We start from the raw sequence: 16,897 nt of genomic DNA on the forward strand, positions 1-16,897 counted from the left end.
AATAATCCGGAAGGAAAAAAAACGCGGCGCCTAACGTCGGCGCCGCGTCTGGCAACTCTGCCTGTGTTTCTAGCGCTCGATGACCAGGCTGACGCCCTGGCCGCCACCGATGCACAAGGTGGCCAGACCTTTTTTGCCATCGCGCCGGATCAGTTCATGAAGCAGCGACACCAGAATCCGCGCGCCTGATGCGCCGATCGGATGACCGAGGGCAATGGCGCCACCGTTGACATTGACCTTGTTCATGTCCCAGCCCAATTCCTTGCCGACGGCCAGTGACTGCGCGGCGAACGCTTCGTTGGCTTCGATCAGGTCGAGGTCGTCCAGGCTCCAGCCGGCTTTCGTCAACACCAGACGGGTAGCGGGTACCGGGCCGATGCCCATGATCGACGGGTCCACTCCGGCACTGGCATAGGCCTTGATGCGCGCAAGTACCGGCAAACCCAGCGCCAGGGCTTTGGCAGAGCTGGCCAGCATCAACACGGCGGCGCCGTCATTGAGGGTCGACGAGTTGCCCGCGGTCACGCTGCCGTTTTTCTGGAACGCGGGTTTGAGGTTGCCCAGTGCCTGAAGCGTGCTGTCCGGACGTGGCTGTTCATCGGTGTCGAAGACCAGCGGCTCGCCCTTGCGCTGGGGGATCAGGATCGGGGTGATTTCACCCTTGAAGTAACCCGCCTCGATGGCCGAGGCGGCTTTCTGTTGCGAGGTCGCGGCGAAAGCGTCCTGATCTTCGCGACTGATGCTGTATTGATTCGCCAGATTCTCGGCAGTGATGCCCATGTGGTAGTCGTTGAAGGCATCCCACAAACCATCCTGAATCACGCTGTCTTGCAGTTGCGCATGACCCAGGCGCAGACCGGTGCGCGCCTTGGGCAGAACATAGGGCGCCAGGCTCATGTTTTCCTGACCGCCGGCAATCACCAGTTCGGCGTCGCCGCAACGGATCGCCTGAACCGCAAGCTGAACCGCCTTGAGGCCCGAACCGCAGACTTTGTTCAGGGTCAGGGCAGGGGTGGTATGGGGCAGGCCGGCCTTGATCGCGGTCTGGCGTGCCGGGTTTTGCCCGGAGCCTGCAGTCAGCACCTGGCCGAGGATGACTTCATCAATCTGCGCAGCGTCGATCCCGGTCTGTTCGAGCAGGCGACGAATCACCGCCGCGCCCAACTCGGTAGCTGGAATGGCGGACAGTGAACCTTGAAAACTGCCAATGGCGGTGCGAGTAGCGGCAACGATTACGACTTCGTTCATGCATGACCTCATCAAAATTTTGTCGAGCGGGAGCAGGGCATCAATGCCCTGACAGGCTTACTGCATGTTCATGCCGCCGTTGACCGAGAAGTCGGCACCGGTGCTGTAGGCCGATTCATCGGACGCCAGCCAGGCGACGATCGAGGCGATTTCTTCGGGTTGGCCAAGGCGCCCGACCGGTGTGGCGGCGATCATGGTCTCGAGAATGTCCGGGCGGATGGCAGCGGTCATGCTGGTCTGGATGTAGCCGGGCGATACGGTATTGACGGTCACGCCCTTGCCCGAGACTTCCCGGGCCAGTGCCATGGTGAAGCCATGGATACCGGCTTTGGCCGCGCTGTAATTGGTCTGGCCGAACTGGCCGCGCTGACCGTTGATCGACGAAATGTTGATGACCCGCCCCCAGCCCTTGGCCAACATGCCTTCAATCACCTGTTTGGTGGTGTTGAACAGGCCGCTGAGGTTGGTCCCGATCACCGCGTTCCAGTCTTCTGGAGTGAGTTTGCGAAAGGAAGCGTCCCGAGTGATGCCGGCGTTATTGACCAGCACATCGATCGGGCCGAATTGTTCTCGTGCCATTTCGAAAGCCTTACGAGTCGACTCCCAATCGGTGATGTCGCCGAAGATGCACTCGAACTGATAGCCCTCCGCCAGCTGGGTGGCTATCCATTCGTTCTTGCGGGCGGAATCCGAGCTGCAGCCGACGATGACCTTGAATCCTTCCTTGTACAGGCGTTGGCTTATCGCAGTACCAATCCCACCCATACCACCCGTGACCAACGCAATACGACCAAGCGACTTCATACAATCCATTCCTTTCTTTGTTTTGCGTTGCAAGATAGGGGGATTGTTCGGTATTGGCCGGGTGTGCGGAAGTGTTGAGAGGTGACGCTCTGGTGTCCAACGGTGCCATGCCCAGGTTAATGACGGGTGGCGAAAAACGCTGGTTACCTATACTGGGATCAATATTCGCCACTGAAGAACCCGTTAGTCTTTGATTCATCGCAGATCAGTTATGGCTCCGGACAGGATGTTCGGTTCCACACGTCATTGAGGACGCCATGTATAGAATGAGTTCTGGCTACGCCAGCGTGCTGGTAAATACGCTCTCGGCTCAAGGGCTGGATGTTGCCAGTCTGTGTCGGGAGGCTGGACTAGACATGAAGCTTGCGAACAAACCAGGAGCGTTTTGCGAGCGAAGGGCGATTTATCGATTATGGGATCTGGCTTCTCAGGCCTCGGGTGATCCAGACATCGGTCTGAAAGCTTACGGAAATTTCAATCCCGGCACTTTTCAGATCGTCGGCTACACCATGATGTCCAGTCTCAATCTGAAAAAAGCGCTGGAACGGCTGGTTCGCTTCAGTCCGTTGATAGGCACCGGATTCAGCCTTTTCCTTCTACCGGAACAGCAAAACTACCGACTGTCCGGACTCGATCATCAACAAAGCGGCTCGATTAAACCACGCCAATACAGTGATGCCGGCTTGGCGTCGTTGCTGGGAATCTGCCGTTGGCTGGCGGGCAGCAAATCAATGCAGCCCTTGAGTGTGGATTTCACTTATCCCGAACCTGAAGACACCTCCGAACACCGTCGCCTGTTTGGTTGCGACCTGCATTTCAACGCGGCCTACGACAGCATTGTGTTCGACGGGGAGGAGTTGCAGCGCCCCTTGAGCATGGCCAATGAAGCGTTGGCGGTGCTGCATGACAGCTTTGCCGAGGCGCAATTGGACCTGCTTTTTGGTTTTTCCGTTGTCGGCAGGATTCGGGCGCTGGTGACCGAGCGCTTGAGTCAGGGGCAGGGGCAATGCGACATGGAGTCGATCGCTGCATCTTTGAACATCAGCAAGCGAACCCTGCAACGCGCCCTGGAAAAAGACGGGACCCAATTCAAGGACGTGCTGAATGCCGTACGCAGGCAATTGGCCGATTTCTATCTGCGCCATTCTCACTTCAACATGAAGCACGTGGCCTATCTCCTTGGTTTTCATGATCACAGCAGCTTCAACAAAGCCTGCAGCCGCTGGTTTGACATGACCCCCGGTCAATATCGGGCCGATGAATCGTTCGGGATCAAGGGGGCCACGCCGTTCTGATACAGCCTCCCGTCAGCGCCCAGCGTTATTTCATCGGAGGTTTTTTTACGGCTTTCTTGCTCTTGGCAGGTTTGCGCACCGGACTCACCACCTTGGCGATGAGGTCTGGGGTCACTGCGGGGATTTTCTGTTTGGTCGGCTCTGTAGTGATCGCCGGGACTTTCACTTCAATCGCATCGGCTGCACCGGGTGGTTGGGTCAGGCTGAAACCTGGCAGCGGAACGTCGAGTAGTGTATGCAGCTCACACCAGCATGGGTTGTTTGCGCCGCTGCTCAGCAGTTCGGGCAGTAAATTGGCAACGGCCGCCAGCACTTGTTGACGCTCTTCGACTTCAACCAGCATCAAGGGCAGGCTGTGCAGGCTTTCTTGCGGGTGGGTGGCGACCAGCAATTTTTGCAGGCGCAGGGTTTCGCGCAAATCAAGCGGCTCGGCACTGTAGTCCTGGAGCAGTACCTGCAGTTGCAGGATCAATTTCTCGATGCTTTCCTTGCCCGGTTCGTCGCTGTCGCGGCCCAGCAGGAACAGAATCCGTATCAAGGCTTCCATCAGGCCGCCAAGGGGCAGGGCATCCTGCAGGCGCTCGATCAGAACCTGGTCGTGCTGCTTGGCGTGTTCCTGCAGATTTCGCCCGGGTGCATTGCCGGCGAAGCTATTGAGTACGCCATACACGCCGTAGAAACACATTTCGTGAGCCGCATCACGCAGGTCCCGATAGCCGTTCAAGGCGTCCTGCACCTGATTGGAAAACAGTTCCTGCCAGACCAGTAACGGGTTGTTCTGGCTGGCGGGGTGACGATCCTTGCTCACTTGGGCGGCACTGCCAGTCAGCCACCACAGCGCCGGGTTCAAACTGCTCCAGGCTACTTGCTGCTGATGGAAAGGGTGCGCGCGGCGCAGCATTTCGGCGCTCGGTTCGTTGATCAGCAGGCGCAACCATGGGCGTATGAATTCGTCGTACACGCTGTTGTTGATGGCGGACGCACGTTGCACCAGCGCGAATTCGCGATCGTCATCACGGGGCGGCTGCACCTGGCCATGAATGTCGGCGATACGCCGGGGCTCGAAACGCACGGTATACGGCGTCGCCGAGGGCTCCGGCAGGTCGTCGATCAGCATTTCATACAACCCGGCCGGCAGCGCATTGATCGCATCGACCGCACCCAGCAACTCGCGGTGCTCACGCCGCGCCACTTCACCGGACACGAAGATGCCCAGGTGACCGATGCTCGCATGCCGCAGGTAAACGATGGTGCGTCCGGCATTTTGCAACGCGAGATCGCTGGGGTAGACGTCGGTGATCCAGTCCAGTGCCTGCTGCGGGGAGGTGATGTTGTCGCCATAGGAACAGAACACCACCACCGGCACTTCAATCAATTTGAGGTCGAGCCCGCTGCTCTTGCGCCCCAGGCCACCGGACAGCTGATTACCGATGAACAGGTCGTCGACAATCATCTCGATCTCTTCGCTATTGAGCAGGGTCGGGCTGCCCCACCAGCGTTCGAAATCCAGAAAGCGTGCGGCCTCGCTGTCGACTTCACTGAACAGGTGGTAGTACTTGCCCCAATAGGTATTGGCCGGGTCCAGGTTTTCGAAATTGCTCACCAGCCAGGTGCCGTCGAAGCGGTCATTACCGAGGTCGCTCCCCAGGCGCGCCATCCAGCCTCCGCCCAGCAAACCGCCGGTGTAGCGCATCGGATTGCGGCCATTGACGCCGGCCCAGTACGACAACGGCGCACCGTTGACGATGATCAGCCCCGGCAACTCTGGCCGAGTGGCCGCCAGGCCCATTAACGCCCAGCCCGCCTGGCAGTTACCAATGACGATAGGTTTGGCGCTGTTCGGATGCCGGGCGCTGACGACCTCGATGAACCGTGCCTGGGCGTCTGTGATATCGGCAAGGGTTTGCCCTGGGCGTGGCGAGTGACTGAAGGCGATGAAGTAGGTGGGATGGCCGGCTCTCAGGCTTTCGCCGATGACCGAGTCCTGTTTGAAACCGCCGATCCCCGAGCCATGACCGCCGCGGGGGTCAATGATGATCACGGGCTGTTTTTTGCTGTCGATCTGTTGCCCCGGGCCGCCGAGGATTTGCAACAACGAATAGTTGACCACACGAGGCAGGTCTTCACCAGCGACCAGCGTTTGATGATTGAACTTGAGCAGCAGCGGATACCCGGCGCGTTCGTGGGCCAGGGTGTTGTCGCCGCGCTGCCGCAAGGTGTCCCAGAACAGCACGCTGCGTTGGCCAAGGTCAGTGAAGTATTCCTGCCAGTCAGCCAGTGTCGGCTGCCTGAGTTGCCCAAGGCCTAAAGGCGCGAAGGTTTTTGCCTGACGCTTCTGCACAGCGTCGAGGACGTTGCGGGTATTGAGGTGTTGCAGATGATTCAGGTGTTCGAACAAGCCGGCGGGGTCGCTACGCTCTTCATCTTGCAGCGCAATATTTGCTTCCTGACCCATGGTGATCTCCTGCTGCTATGCATGGGAACCTGCGCATCTGAACCCTTTAGTTAAAGAGGGCCAGGCTGGCCGTTCGATGAGCAGGAGTCTACAGCGAATAAGGAGGGCGTTAGCAATGTTTATTTTGCGCCGCACAAAAATAGGCGTTGCCAAATTATTTTGTGCACTGCAATATCAAGGCTAGCGCGATGACTGGCCGGATCGCTATCGCGTCCTCAGGCTCATCAGGGCCTTCCAGTACCAGGAGATTCAAGCATGTCTTTTTTCAATTCGGAAAAACTGCAAACCGCTCAGAAAGCCAACCTCGACCTTTTGCAGCAAATCAGTGGCAAAGTGTTCGCCAGCGTTGAACAGCTCAGCCAGTTGCAGTTCAAGGCACTGCGCGACTCCACCGAGGAGCAGTTTGAAGGTGTTCGCAAGCTGCTGGCCGTCCGTGATCCACAAGGTTTCGCCGAGCTGCAGGCTTCTTTCACCCAGCCGAGCGCGCAAACCGAACGCCTGGCCGAGTTCAATCGTCAGGTTCAAGCACTGATTGTGGGTACTCAGTCGGACATCGCCAAATTGACCTCGAGTCAGGTCGAAGCGGGCACCCAGCAGATGCATGAGTTCGTTGAAACGATCAGCAAGAATGCACCGGCCGGCTCCGAGCCTGTTGTGGCCGCGTTCAAGTCGGGCCTGGCGAATGCCGGTACTGTGTTCGAAAGCGCACAGAAAGCCGTAAAACAGGCTGCCGATGTGGCTCAGAGTGGTTTCGATGCAGCGACTGCCGCGGGCACTAAAGCTGCGCCAGAAGCCAGCGCCAAGCCTAACAGCGGTAACAAGTAAGTCACGTCAAGCCAGCGGCACCAATGGCGATGGGTTTATTCCCCATCGCCATTTTTTTTCGTTCCGCCATCGGCACCGGGTTTGCCGCCGAACATGCCGAACAGGTTCTGGGTATTCAGGTACAGCGCCTTCGACTGATCGACATACTGCCGCATCAGATCCTGCATCACTGGCGCTTGCTGGTGCATGAAGGTGCTCCAGGCTTCGGATGATTGCGCACCGGTCTGGGACTGGATGTCGATTACGGTCTGAATGCTTTTGTCCAGGTAACTGCCAAGTACGCCCTGATAAGGGCCGTAGAACTGGATAATCCCCATCAGCATCTCGCTGGTGAAGATCGGCTCACCGCCGCTTTCGGCTTCCAGAATCACTTGCAGCAAGATGCTGCGCGTCAGATCCTCGCCGCTCTTGGCATCGACCACCTGAAAGGCAATTTTATCGACCACCAATTGGCGTATGTCCGCCAGCGTCAGATGACTGCTGGTATGGGTGTCATACAGTCGGCGATTGGGGTACTTCTTGATCAGGCGTGGGGTGGTATCAGTCATGCGGGCGTCTCGCGGCGGGCCTGGTTTGCAGGCATCTTAACCTACAATCATCATTGGTGTTCTTCAGGCCGCCTTCGCGAGCAAGCCCGCTCCCACACTTGACCGAGTCTCCCATGAGAATGCGGTTAAATGTGGGAGCGGGCTTGCTCGCGAAGAGGCCCGCCATCACAGCACAAATCCAGCAGCAAAAAGGAGACTGCGCCGTCAAGCGAGTCCCCCCTTGTGTAACCAGAACTGAGTTACCAGATCGACAAGGTGTAGCTGACGATCAGGCGGTTTTCATCCAGGTCGCTGCCAAAGTGGGTGGAGCGAACTGTCGCGTTACGCCATTTCACCCCGACATTCTTTAATGGCCCGCTCTGCACGACATAGCCGATGTCGGTATCACGTTCCCATTCCTTGCCTTGGGGGCGGTTGCCGCCCAGATCGATATTGTCGCCGGTGAGGTAACGGGTCATGAAGGTCAGCCCCGGAACGCCAATCGCCGCAAAGTTGTAGTCGTAACGCGCCTGCCAGGATTTTTCGTCCTTGCTGGCGAAGTCGCCGATCTGCACGAAGTTCACCAGGAACGCATCGGTACCGTTGACGTAGGCGTAGCCGGTGTCGCCGCTCATGCCTTGATAACCCAGGCCCAACGCATGCCCGCCGAGGCTGTAGGTGAACATCGCGCCGATGGCATTGTTATCGACATTACTGCCGCCATCGTCCGTGGAGCGAGCGAAGCGCAGATCCGTCTTCAGCGACTGGCCGGTTGTGACCGGCAGCACGTAGGTCAGGTTGACCAGGTGCTGGCTGTAGAAATTGTCGAGGTGACCATAGCTGTAGCCCGTGGCGAGGTTGCTGGTCCATTTGTAGTTCAGGCTGGCGAAATCGAAGCTGTCGCTATCGAGATGACGTGTGGTGATGCCCTTGGCGCCGGTGCGGGTGATGCCCATGTCCTCGTAGTCCGAGGAGTCGCGCTGATTGACTTGCGTCAGTCGCCCGGCATCCACCGTCAGGCCTTCGAGCTCCAGCGACGTTAGCTGACCGCCCTTGAAGGTTTGCGGCAACAGCCGTGAATCGTTGGCCAATACCGTCGGCAGTTTCGGCAGCAGCGTGCCGAGTTTCAGCGTGCTTTTCGAGGCCCGCACTTTGGCCGTCAAGCCCAGCTCGCCGTACTCGTCCTGAGCCCCTTTGCGGGTGTCGCGATGGCGTTTGAGCAGGCCGGAGCCTGTGCGATCGGGGCTGGAATCGAGCTTGATGCCGAGCAGGCCAATGGCATCGAAACCCACGCCGATCAAACCTTCGGTGAATCCCGATTCATAACGCAGCAGGAAACCCTGCGCCCATTCCTCTTGTTTGGATTGCGGGGCGTTGTCCTGGCGATAGTCGCGATTGAAATAGAAGTTGCGCAGCTCCAGGCTGGCCTTGCTGTCTTTGACAAAATCAGCAGCGGCGGGGGCCGAGAGGCTGATGACGCCGCCGGCCAGCAATAGTCGGGTAGCGAGGGTGCGGGTGTTGCGGTCCATGGTGAAGCCCCTTTGTTTTTATTATGGAAAGACAGGTCCCGCGGCCCTCGCCAGGTGGGCGAGGGCTTATCAATAAAAAACGCGAACGCCAAAAAGAGAGGAGCGTGGCGCCGCGTGGGTTCAATCGTTAGAACTGTTCGGCGCTCAGGCCAAACAAGGAGGCACTGCCCGCGCGGATGGATTGCTCCAGGCTCAAAATGCGCGGTAGCAAGCGGTGTATGTAGAAGTCGGCGGTGGCGATCTTCGCGCCATAAAACCCGGCATCTTCGGGCAGCTTTTGCTTGGCAACCTGCGCCATGCGCGCCCAAAGCCAGGCATAGGCGACGTAACCGAACAGGTGCAAATACTCCACCGAAGCAGCGCCGACTTCGTTGCGATTGGTGGTCGCCTGGTCCTGCAGCCAGTCGCTCAGGTCTTCCAGACGCTGCACGGCATCGAACAGTTGAGCGGAGTAGAGCGCGTCGGGCTGATGGGCGAAATGGCGGATCTTGCCGGTGAACTGGCGCAGCGCGGAGCCCTTATCGGCGAGCACTTTGCGTCCAAGCAAGTCCAGGGCCTGAATGCCGTTGGTGCCTTCGTAGATCTGCGCGATGCGCACGTCGCGGACCAATTGTTCCTGGCCCCACTCGCGGATGTAGCCATGGCCGCCGAACACTTGCTGGCCGTTGATGCAGCTTTCCAGGCCGGTGTCGGTGAAGAACGCCTTGGCCACCGGTGTGAGCAGCGCGACCAGGGTTTGCGCGCTGTCCCGCTCTTTGGCGTCATCGGAAAACTTCGCCAGGTCCAGTTGCTGCCCGACATAGCTGGCGAACGCACGGCCGCCCTCGGTCATGGCTTTCATGCTCAGCAGCATGCGGCGCACATCAGGGTGGACGATGATCGGGTCGGCCACTTTGTCCGGCGCAACAGCACCGGTCGGCGCGCGACTCTGAACACGTTCACGTGCGTAGGCGACGGCGCTCTGATAGGACGCTTCGGCGCAGCCAATGCCCTGAATGCCGATGGACAAGCGTTCGTAGTTCATCATGGTGAACATCGCCGCCAGGCCTTTGTTGGCTTCGCCGACCAGCCAGCCGCTGGCGCCATCGAAGTTCATGACGCAGGTGGCCGAGGCCTTGATGCCCATCTTGTGTTCGATCGAACCGCAACTCACAGCGTTGGCATCGCCGAGGGAACCGTCGGCATTGACCAGCACTTTGGGGACGACAAACAACGAGATGCCTTTGGGCCCCGCTGGTGCGTCCGGCAGTTTGGCCAGCACCAGATGCACAATGTTTTCGGTCAGGTCCTGATCACCACCGGTGATGAAGATCTTGCTGCCGGTGATGCTGAAGCTGCCGTCGGCCCGGGGTTCGGCGCGGGTGCGGATAATCCCCAGATCGGTGCCGGCGTGGGCTTCGGTCAGGCACATGGAACCGGCCCAGCGCCCTTCGTACATCGGCGGCAGATAGAGATTTTTCAGGGTATCGCTGGCGTGGGCATCCAGTGCCAGGCAGGCACCGGAGCTCAACGCCGAATACAGCGCGAAGCTGGAGTTGGCGCCGTAAAGCATTTCTTCGAACTGCACGGCGAGCATCTTCGGCATGCCCATGCCGCCAAAATCGGCGTTACCGGACAGGCCCACCCAACCACCTTCGATGTAGGTGGCATAAGCCTGTTTGAAACCGATCGGCGTGCTGACTTGGCCGTCGGCCCACTGGGCGCCTTCCTCGTCGCCACTGCGATTCAATGGCGCAATCAGGTGCGAGGTGACTTTGGCCGCCTCCTCAAGAATGGCGTCAGCGGTGGCGGCGTCGACACTGTCGGCCAGGGCCGGCAGGCGTGCCCACAAGGCCGGGGCATCGAACACTTCATGCAATACAAAGTGCATGTCGCGCAGCGGGGCGTTGAATTCGGGCATAACGTGAACCTCAAAAGGGGGTGCGATGGACACAGCGCCGCTTGAGCAGGCCGTGCCCTTTCTATCAATGGGCGGAAGCGCTGGCGGCGCCGAGGCCGGTCTGGGCACGGACAAACTGGTCGGCGTAAGCGTCACGCTCCTTGTCGGCCCGCACGCTGCGGTCGAGTTTGGATACGACGACGATCACCAAGAACGCCAATGGCATGGAGAACAGCGCCGGGTGGTCGTACGGGAAAATCGCATGCGCATGGCCGAGCACGGTGACCCAGACCGCTGGCGAGAGGATCACCAGGACCAGCGCGCAGATCAGCCCGGCGAAACCGCCGATGATTGCGCCTTTGGTGGTCAAGCCTTTCCAGTACATGGCCATGATCAGCACCGGGAAGTTGGTCGACGCAGCGATGCCGAAGGTCAGGCCCACCAGGAACGCGACGTTCATCTTCTCGAACAGAATGCCCAGCAGAATCGCGATGATGCCAAGGCCCACGGTGGCCATGCGGGTCACGCGCATTTCCTGTTTCTCGCTGGCTTTGCCCTTCTTGAACACCGTGGCGTAGAGGTCGTGGGAAATCGCCGAAGCCCCGGCCAGGGCCAGCCCGGAGACCACCGCAAGGATGGTGGCGAAGGCCACGGCCGAGAGGAAACCGAAGAACAGATTGCCACCGACCGCTTTGGCCAAGTGCATGGCAACCATATTGCCACCACCCATCAAGGTGCCGCCGATTTCGCCATTGACGTAGTACTGCGGGTCGGTGCCGATGATCACCATCGCGGCGAAGCCCAGGGTGCATACCACCAGGAAGAAAAAGCCGATGAAACCGGTGGCGTAGAACACCGATTTGCGCGCTTCCTTGGCGTTAGGCACGGTGAAGAAACGCATCAGAATGTGCGGCAGGCCGGCAATCCCGAACACCAGGCCCAGCGACATCGAAGCGGTGTTGATCGGGTCGGCGAGCATTGAGCCAGGGCCCATGATGTTCCAGCCACTGGCGTGCGCCTGGACAGCTTTGTCCGCGAGAGTTTCGTAGCTGAAACCAAACTGCGACATGGCCATGAACGCCAGGGTCGTGCCGCCGGCAAGCAGCAGCACGGCCTTGATGATCTGCACCCAGGTGGTGGCGATCATGCCGCCGAAAATCACATACACCAGCATCAGCGCGCCGACGATCACCACGGCTACCGGGTAGTCGAGGCCAAACAGCAACTTGATCAACTGACCCGCACCGACCATCTGCACGATCAGGTAGCAACACACCACCGTCAGAGAGCCGAAGGCGGCGAAGATCCGCACTTTGTTCTGGTCCAGTCGATAGGACACGATGTCGGCAAAGGTGTAGCGCCCCAGATTTCGCAAGCGCTCGGCCATCAGGAAGGTGATGATCGGCCAGCCGACGAAGAAACCGATGGTATAGATGAAGCCATCATAGCCCTTGGCAAACACCAGGCTGGACAGCCCCAGCAGCGTGGCGGCGGACATGTAGTCGCCGGCAATTGCCAGGCCATTCTGAAACCCGGTGATGCCACCGCCCGCGGTGTAGAAGTCCGAAGTGGATTTGGTTTGCCGCGCGGCCCACCAAGTGATGGCCAATGTGCCCAGTACGAAGACGAAGAACATGCCGATCGCATGCAGGTTGAGCGGCTGTTTTTCCACTGCACCCAGCGCGGGCGCAGCCAGCACAACGGAAGCCGGCAATAGCCCGGCAGCGGCGAGGAGAAGTTTACGCAGCAGAGTCATCACTTACTCTCCTCGAGAATGGCGGCGCCCAATGCATCGAAACGCGTGTTGGCGCTGTAGACGTACCAACCGGTCAGTAGCCAGGAAAAAATAATGATCGCCGCGCCAACCGGCATGCCCAGGGTCAACATCCGATGCTCGGCGATCGGCGCGTGCAGCCACTGCGGGGCAAACGCCACCACCAGCATGAACGCGTAGTAGGTGCCGAGCACGGCAGCACTCAGCGACCAGGCCAGGCGCGAACGGCTGCTCACCAATTGAAGGAATTTGGGGTTGGACCGAATGCGTTCACAGCGTTGGGTATCGGTTGAATGGATGTCGATCATGGGTGGCTCCACATTGTTTTTGTTATCAGTGTGTAGGTCAGGGACAGGGCCAAATTCAGCCTGCACGAGCCCGAGACGGCAGGTAAAACACCTGCCGTCTGGTGGGTACAACGTCGATTCGGTTAGAGCGCTTTGGCCCTGTCGCGCAGAACGTACTTCTGGATCTTGCCGGTTGAAGTCTTCGGCAGCAGGGTGAAAATCACGGTGCGCGGGACTTTGAAACCGGCCAGGTGTTCGCGGCAGAAACTGATGATGTCGGCCTCGCGAACGTCCTGGTGATCAGCCTTCAATGTGATAAAGGCACAGGGCGTTTCACCCCACTTCTCATCGGGACGGGCGACGACGGCCGCTTCCATGACGGCTGGATGGCGATAGAGCACACCTTCCAGTTCGATGGTGGAAATGTTCTCACCACCGGAAATGATGATGTCCTTGAGTCGATCCTTGATCTCGACATAACCGTTCGGATGACACACCGCCAGGTCGCCGGTGTGGAACCAGCCGCCGTCGAACGCTTCGGCTGTGGCGGTCGGGTTCTTCAGGTAGCCCTTCATCACGGTGTTGCCACGCATGAAGATCTCACCGATGGTCTGACCGTCACGCGGGGTCGGTTCCAGCGTCTTCGAGTCGCCGACCATCACGCCTTCGAGCGTCGGGTAGCGCACGCCCTGACGGGATTTGATTTGCGCCCGTTCGTCCAGTGGCAACTCATCCCATTCGGCATGCCAGGCGCAGAGCGTCACCGGGCCATAGGTTTCGGTCAGGCCATAGACGTGGGTGACTTTGATGCCCATTTGTTCCACGGCACCGATCACTTTGGCCGGCGGTGCAGCGCCGGCGACCATCGCGTTGACCGGGTGATCGATCGCCGCTTTCGCCGATTCCGGCATGTTGACCAAGGCATTGAGCACGATCGGCGCAGCGCACAGATGGGTGACCTGATGCTCGCGGATCAGCGTGAGGATTTTCTGTGGATCGACGCGGCGCAGAAACACATGCACACCGGCCATGGCGGTGACGATCCACGGGTAGCACCAACCGTTGCAATGGAACATCGGCAAGGTCCAGAGGTACACCGGATGGTTACCCATGGCCCAGGTCATCTGGTTGCCCAATGAGTTCAGGTAGGCACCGCGATGGTGGTAAACCACGCCTTTGGGGTTGCCGGTGGTGCCGGAGGTGTAATTCAGCGAGATGGCTTGCCATTCATCATCGGGCCACTGCCAGGCGAAAGCAGGGTCGCCTTCGGCCAACAGCGCTTCATAGTCCAGATCGCTGACAGCCTGGCCTTCGCCATATTCCGGATCATTAACGTCGATGACCAATGGCGGGTGATCCAGCATGCCGATCGCCGCGTGAATCACATCATGGAACTCACGGTCGGTAATCAGCACCTTGGCTTCGCCATGCTGCAGCATGAAAGCAATGGCTTCGGCATCCAGACGCACGTTGAGCGGGTTGAGCACCGCGCCAATCATCGGCACGCCGAAATGCACTTCGAGCATCTCGGGAATGTTAGGCAACATCACCGCCACGGTGTCGTTCTTGCCGATGCCGCGACCGGCTAGCGCCGAGGCCAGACGGCGGCAGCGGGTGTAGGTCTGCGCCCAGGTGCGGCGGATCGAGCCATGGATGACGGCGGGATAGTGTGGGTAAACGCTGGCGGTGCGCTCGATGAAGCTGAGCGGAGACAAGGCAATATGGTTGACAGCCGCAGGGCCTAGCCCTTGTTCATAGATCGACATGTACGGTACTCGGTGGCTGATTGTTAGCTCTATAGGTGACCTTGCAGCGTAGCCGCTGAGGTCGCCTTTTATGTCCGGCCTGCTTTATATAACATTCAGCCAGTGATATGGAAGTACAACCTACGTCATATAGGATATGTACTATATTTGATTCTTGTGGATCTAAATGAATACAGTGACACCGCCGAGGCCGGTATATCCTTGGCTTCCCCAACGAAGCGGACCCGTGATGACCCTGACTCCCGTTCGATTGCACAGCTGGTTGCGCCTGCAGCGCGAGGGTGTGTCTCTGGCCGCCCGGGCCGATGCGTTGTGCCGTGCGCTGCAGGATTGCCCCGAGGTGCGCCGGGCGGTTTATTTGAGTTGGCAAGCCAATGCGCGGATTTACAGCCACGAGGGCGCCGCCCAGCATTTTCCACCGGGGCTGGGCGACCCTTCGCTGGCCAGCGATCAGCGGCTGTTTGATCGGCTGGCCGAAGCGGGGCGGCTGGATCTGGCTCAAGTGCGTCAACTCGATTGTTGGCTGGCCGGCCGACTGCGCCGGGCCGCTATCAGCCATGGCCAGGTGTTTGATCTGGCGTTGCAACCGGGGCAGGCGGGTTTGTTGCTGGTGGAAGTGTGCGAGGGCGTGAGTCTTGATTGGCTGGGTTGGGTGCAGGACTTGCTGACGACGTTGCTGAGTAGCGTCAACGGCATGCTGCGCGGCTCACCGCTGTTGGGGCACGACCCGCAACCGAGTCTGTTGCTCGATGCGCAGGGCCGGCCGCTGGAGTTCAATGCGGCGCTGCTGGCATTGCTGGCCGAAAAGCCGCTGACCGATGTGCTGGGTTTTTTGCCGGTCAATCACCGTGTGCTGGTACGCGCCTGCCTGGACCAGCAGCGCGCCATCGAAGGGGTCGAAGCCCAATTCGAAGCGCAGATCCTGATCTGGACGTTTATCCCCGATCCCCAGGACAACCGTGTGCTCGCCCGGTGTCGCGATGCCACGGCACAAGTGCTGGCCGAGCGTGAAGCGGCCACGGCACGGCGGCTGTACCGGCTGATCATTGAAAACACCACCGACCTGATTTCCCGACACACACCGGACGGGCGCTTTCTCGATGCCTCGCCGGCGTCCTGGACATTGCTCGGCTACTGGCCGGAGGAGCTGCGCGGGCAAATGGCCCAAGGCTTGTTCCATGGTCAGGACCTGGCCAGCCTGGTGCAGCGCGCGCGGGATGCCCTGGAGCAGGACGGTTATCACACGATGACGTATCGGATTCGCCATCGGGATGGGCATTACCTGTGGTTTGAAACCGCCAGCCGGGCGATTCGTGAGACCTATACCGGAGCGGTGGTGGAAGTGGTCAGCGTGTCCCGGGACATTACCGCCCGGGTGCTCGCCGAGGAGAACAAGCGACGCCTGGCGGAAGTCGTCGAGGCCAACACCGATCCTGTGTTGTTCATCGACCCCGAGGGTCAAGTCACTTACCTCAATCCAGCGGCGCGGCGCGTCCTCGGGATCGACGAGCAACAACCGATGCCAGCCCTGGCAACGTTGTTCGCCAGCGGCGACCTGGCACGTCTGCAGCGTGATGGCTGGAGCAGCGCCGAACGCGACGGTGTCTGGAGCACCGATGCGCGATTGCAACCACCGGCAGGTGGCACTTCGGTGCCGGTATCGCTGGTGCTGCTGGCGCACCGTTCGGCCGGCGGCGAGCGCTATTACTCGTTGGTGGCGCGGGACATGACCGAGCGTGAACTGCGTGAAGTGCAGCAGCGCCGTCATCAGGACGAACTGGCGCACACCGCGCGGTTGGTCACCCTGGGTGAATTGGCCTCGGGCATCGCTCACGAAATCAACCAGCCATTGGCTGCGGTGGTCAATTACGCCAATGCCAGCCAGCGCTACTTACAGACGCTGGACTCCAATCCCCAGGCCGCCGCCAAAGTGGCCCAAGGGCTGGAGCGCATTACCCATCACGCCACTCATGCTTCAGAAGTGATCAGACGTTTGCGGGCGTTTCTGCGCAAGGGGCAACGCCGCATGCAGGCCTTGAATTTCACCGAGGTCGCCCGCGAGGCCGTGCGTTTATGCGCCTGGGAGGCGAGCAATTGCCAAGTGACAATCGAGGATCGCCTACCGGATAATCTGCCGCCGATTTATGCCGACCGAGTGCTGCTGGAGCAGGTCCTGCTCAATCTCTTGCGAAATGCCATCGATGCCAACCGCGAACAACATCCGGGGCAACCCTCGCTGATCGTGATGGCTGCGGGGCAGGGCGGTGGTGCAACCGTGGAAATCAGTGTGCAAGACCAGGGGCCAGGCGTCAGCGAGCCCGAACTGGAGCAGATATTTACCCCGTTCTATACCAGCAAGGTCGATGGCCTGGGGCTTGGCTTGTCCATGAGTCGCAGCATCATCGAAGGTTTTGGTGGCGAATTACAGGCCCGACGCCAACCTGTCGGGCTGCTGATGTGCTGCCGCTTGCCGCTGGTCGGCCCAATAAAACAACAACAGGAATAACG

Annotated in this window: 12 protein-coding genes; 3 read left to right on the top strand and 9 right to left on the bottom strand. The window is 59.6% G+C overall.

Annotated elements, in window-relative coordinates; all coding sequences use genetic code 11:
• Positions 1-69: 69 nt before the first annotated feature.
• On the bottom strand, positions 70-1,248 hold the full coding sequence (locus AB7M29_RS18345; protein WP_454247474.1) for an acetyl-CoA C-acetyltransferase: 1,179 nt from the start codon (positions 1,246-1,248) through the stop codon (positions 70-72).
• A 57-nt stretch (positions 1,249-1,305) separates the two neighbouring features.
• Positions 1,306-2,052 carry an acetoacetyl-CoA reductase gene (gene phbB / locus AB7M29_RS18350; RefSeq protein WP_217854911.1) on the bottom strand — a complete coding sequence of 249 codons (747 nt, stop codon included), beginning with the start codon at positions 2,050-2,052 and terminating at the stop codon, positions 1,306-1,308.
• Positions 2,053-2,309: 257 nt separating this feature from the next.
• Here phbB and AB7M29_RS18355 point away from each other — a divergent pair, with 257 nt between their 5' ends.
• Positions 2,310-3,347, top strand: a complete 1,038-nt coding sequence (locus tag AB7M29_RS18355; RefSeq protein ID WP_217854912.1) for an AraC family transcriptional regulator — start codon at positions 2,310-2,312, stop codon at positions 3,345-3,347.
• A 25-nt stretch (positions 3,348-3,372) separates the two neighbouring features.
• Here the strand turns inward: AB7M29_RS18355 and AB7M29_RS18360 are convergent, their stop codons facing one another.
• The gene (locus AB7M29_RS18360; RefSeq protein WP_454247475.1) at positions 3,373-5,802 is read right to left on the bottom strand and encodes a DUF3141 domain-containing protein; all 2,430 of its coding nucleotides are present in this window, start codon (positions 5,800-5,802) and stop codon (positions 3,373-3,375) included.
• A 255-nt stretch (positions 5,803-6,057) separates the two neighbouring features.
• Here AB7M29_RS18360 and phaP point away from each other — a divergent pair, with 255 nt between their 5' ends.
• On the top strand, positions 6,058-6,627 hold the full coding sequence (gene phaP, locus AB7M29_RS18365) for a TIGR01841 family phasin (protein WP_217854914.1): 570 nt from the start codon (positions 6,058-6,060) through the stop codon (positions 6,625-6,627).
• Positions 6,628-6,662: 35 nt separating this feature from the next.
• Here the strand turns inward: phaP and phaR are convergent, their stop codons facing one another.
• From phaR to AB7M29_RS18395, 6 genes are all read right to left on the bottom strand, one after another.
• Entirely contained in the window at positions 6,663-7,175 is a 513-nt protein-coding gene (phaR, locus tag AB7M29_RS18370) for a polyhydroxyalkanoate synthesis repressor PhaR (RefSeq protein WP_038983295.1), read from the bottom strand.
• A 239-nt stretch (positions 7,176-7,414) separates the two neighbouring features.
• Positions 7,415-8,683: an OprD family porin gene (locus AB7M29_RS18375; RefSeq protein ID WP_454247476.1), complete on the bottom strand. Its 1,269-nt coding sequence runs from the start codon at positions 8,681-8,683 to the stop codon at positions 7,415-7,417.
• A gap of 127 nt (positions 8,684-8,810) precedes the next feature.
• Entirely contained in the window at positions 8,811-10,583 is a 1,773-nt protein-coding gene (locus tag AB7M29_RS18380) for an acyl-CoA dehydrogenase C-terminal domain-containing protein (RefSeq protein WP_454247477.1), read from the bottom strand.
• A 64-nt stretch (positions 10,584-10,647) separates the two neighbouring features.
• Positions 10,648-12,318, bottom strand: coding sequence for a cation acetate symporter (locus tag AB7M29_RS18385; RefSeq protein ID WP_454247478.1), 1,671 nt, complete (start codon positions 12,316-12,318; stop codon positions 10,648-10,650).
• The gene (locus AB7M29_RS18390) at positions 12,318-12,644 is read right to left on the bottom strand and encodes a DUF485 domain-containing protein (RefSeq protein ID WP_048393398.1); all 327 of its coding nucleotides are present in this window, start codon (positions 12,642-12,644) and stop codon (positions 12,318-12,320) included. The genes AB7M29_RS18385 and AB7M29_RS18390 overlap by 1 nt, the downstream gene beginning before the upstream one ends.
• Before the next feature lie 122 nt (positions 12,645-12,766).
• A complete protein-coding gene (locus AB7M29_RS18395) occupies positions 12,767-14,389 on the bottom strand; it encodes an acyl-CoA synthetase (protein ID WP_217854918.1) in 1,623 nt (540 codons plus the stop codon).
• A gap of 229 nt (positions 14,390-14,618) precedes the next feature.
• On the opposite strand from AB7M29_RS18395, the gene AB7M29_RS18400 reads away from it, so the two are divergent.
• The gene (locus AB7M29_RS18400) at positions 14,619-16,895 is read left to right on the top strand and encodes a PAS domain-containing sensor histidine kinase (RefSeq protein WP_454247479.1); all 2,277 of its coding nucleotides are present in this window, start codon (positions 14,619-14,621) and stop codon (positions 16,893-16,895) included.
• Positions 16,896-16,897 lie beyond the last annotated feature (2 nt).

The sequence above is a fragment of the Pseudomonas sp. F-14 TE3623 genome (assembly GCF_053629015.1).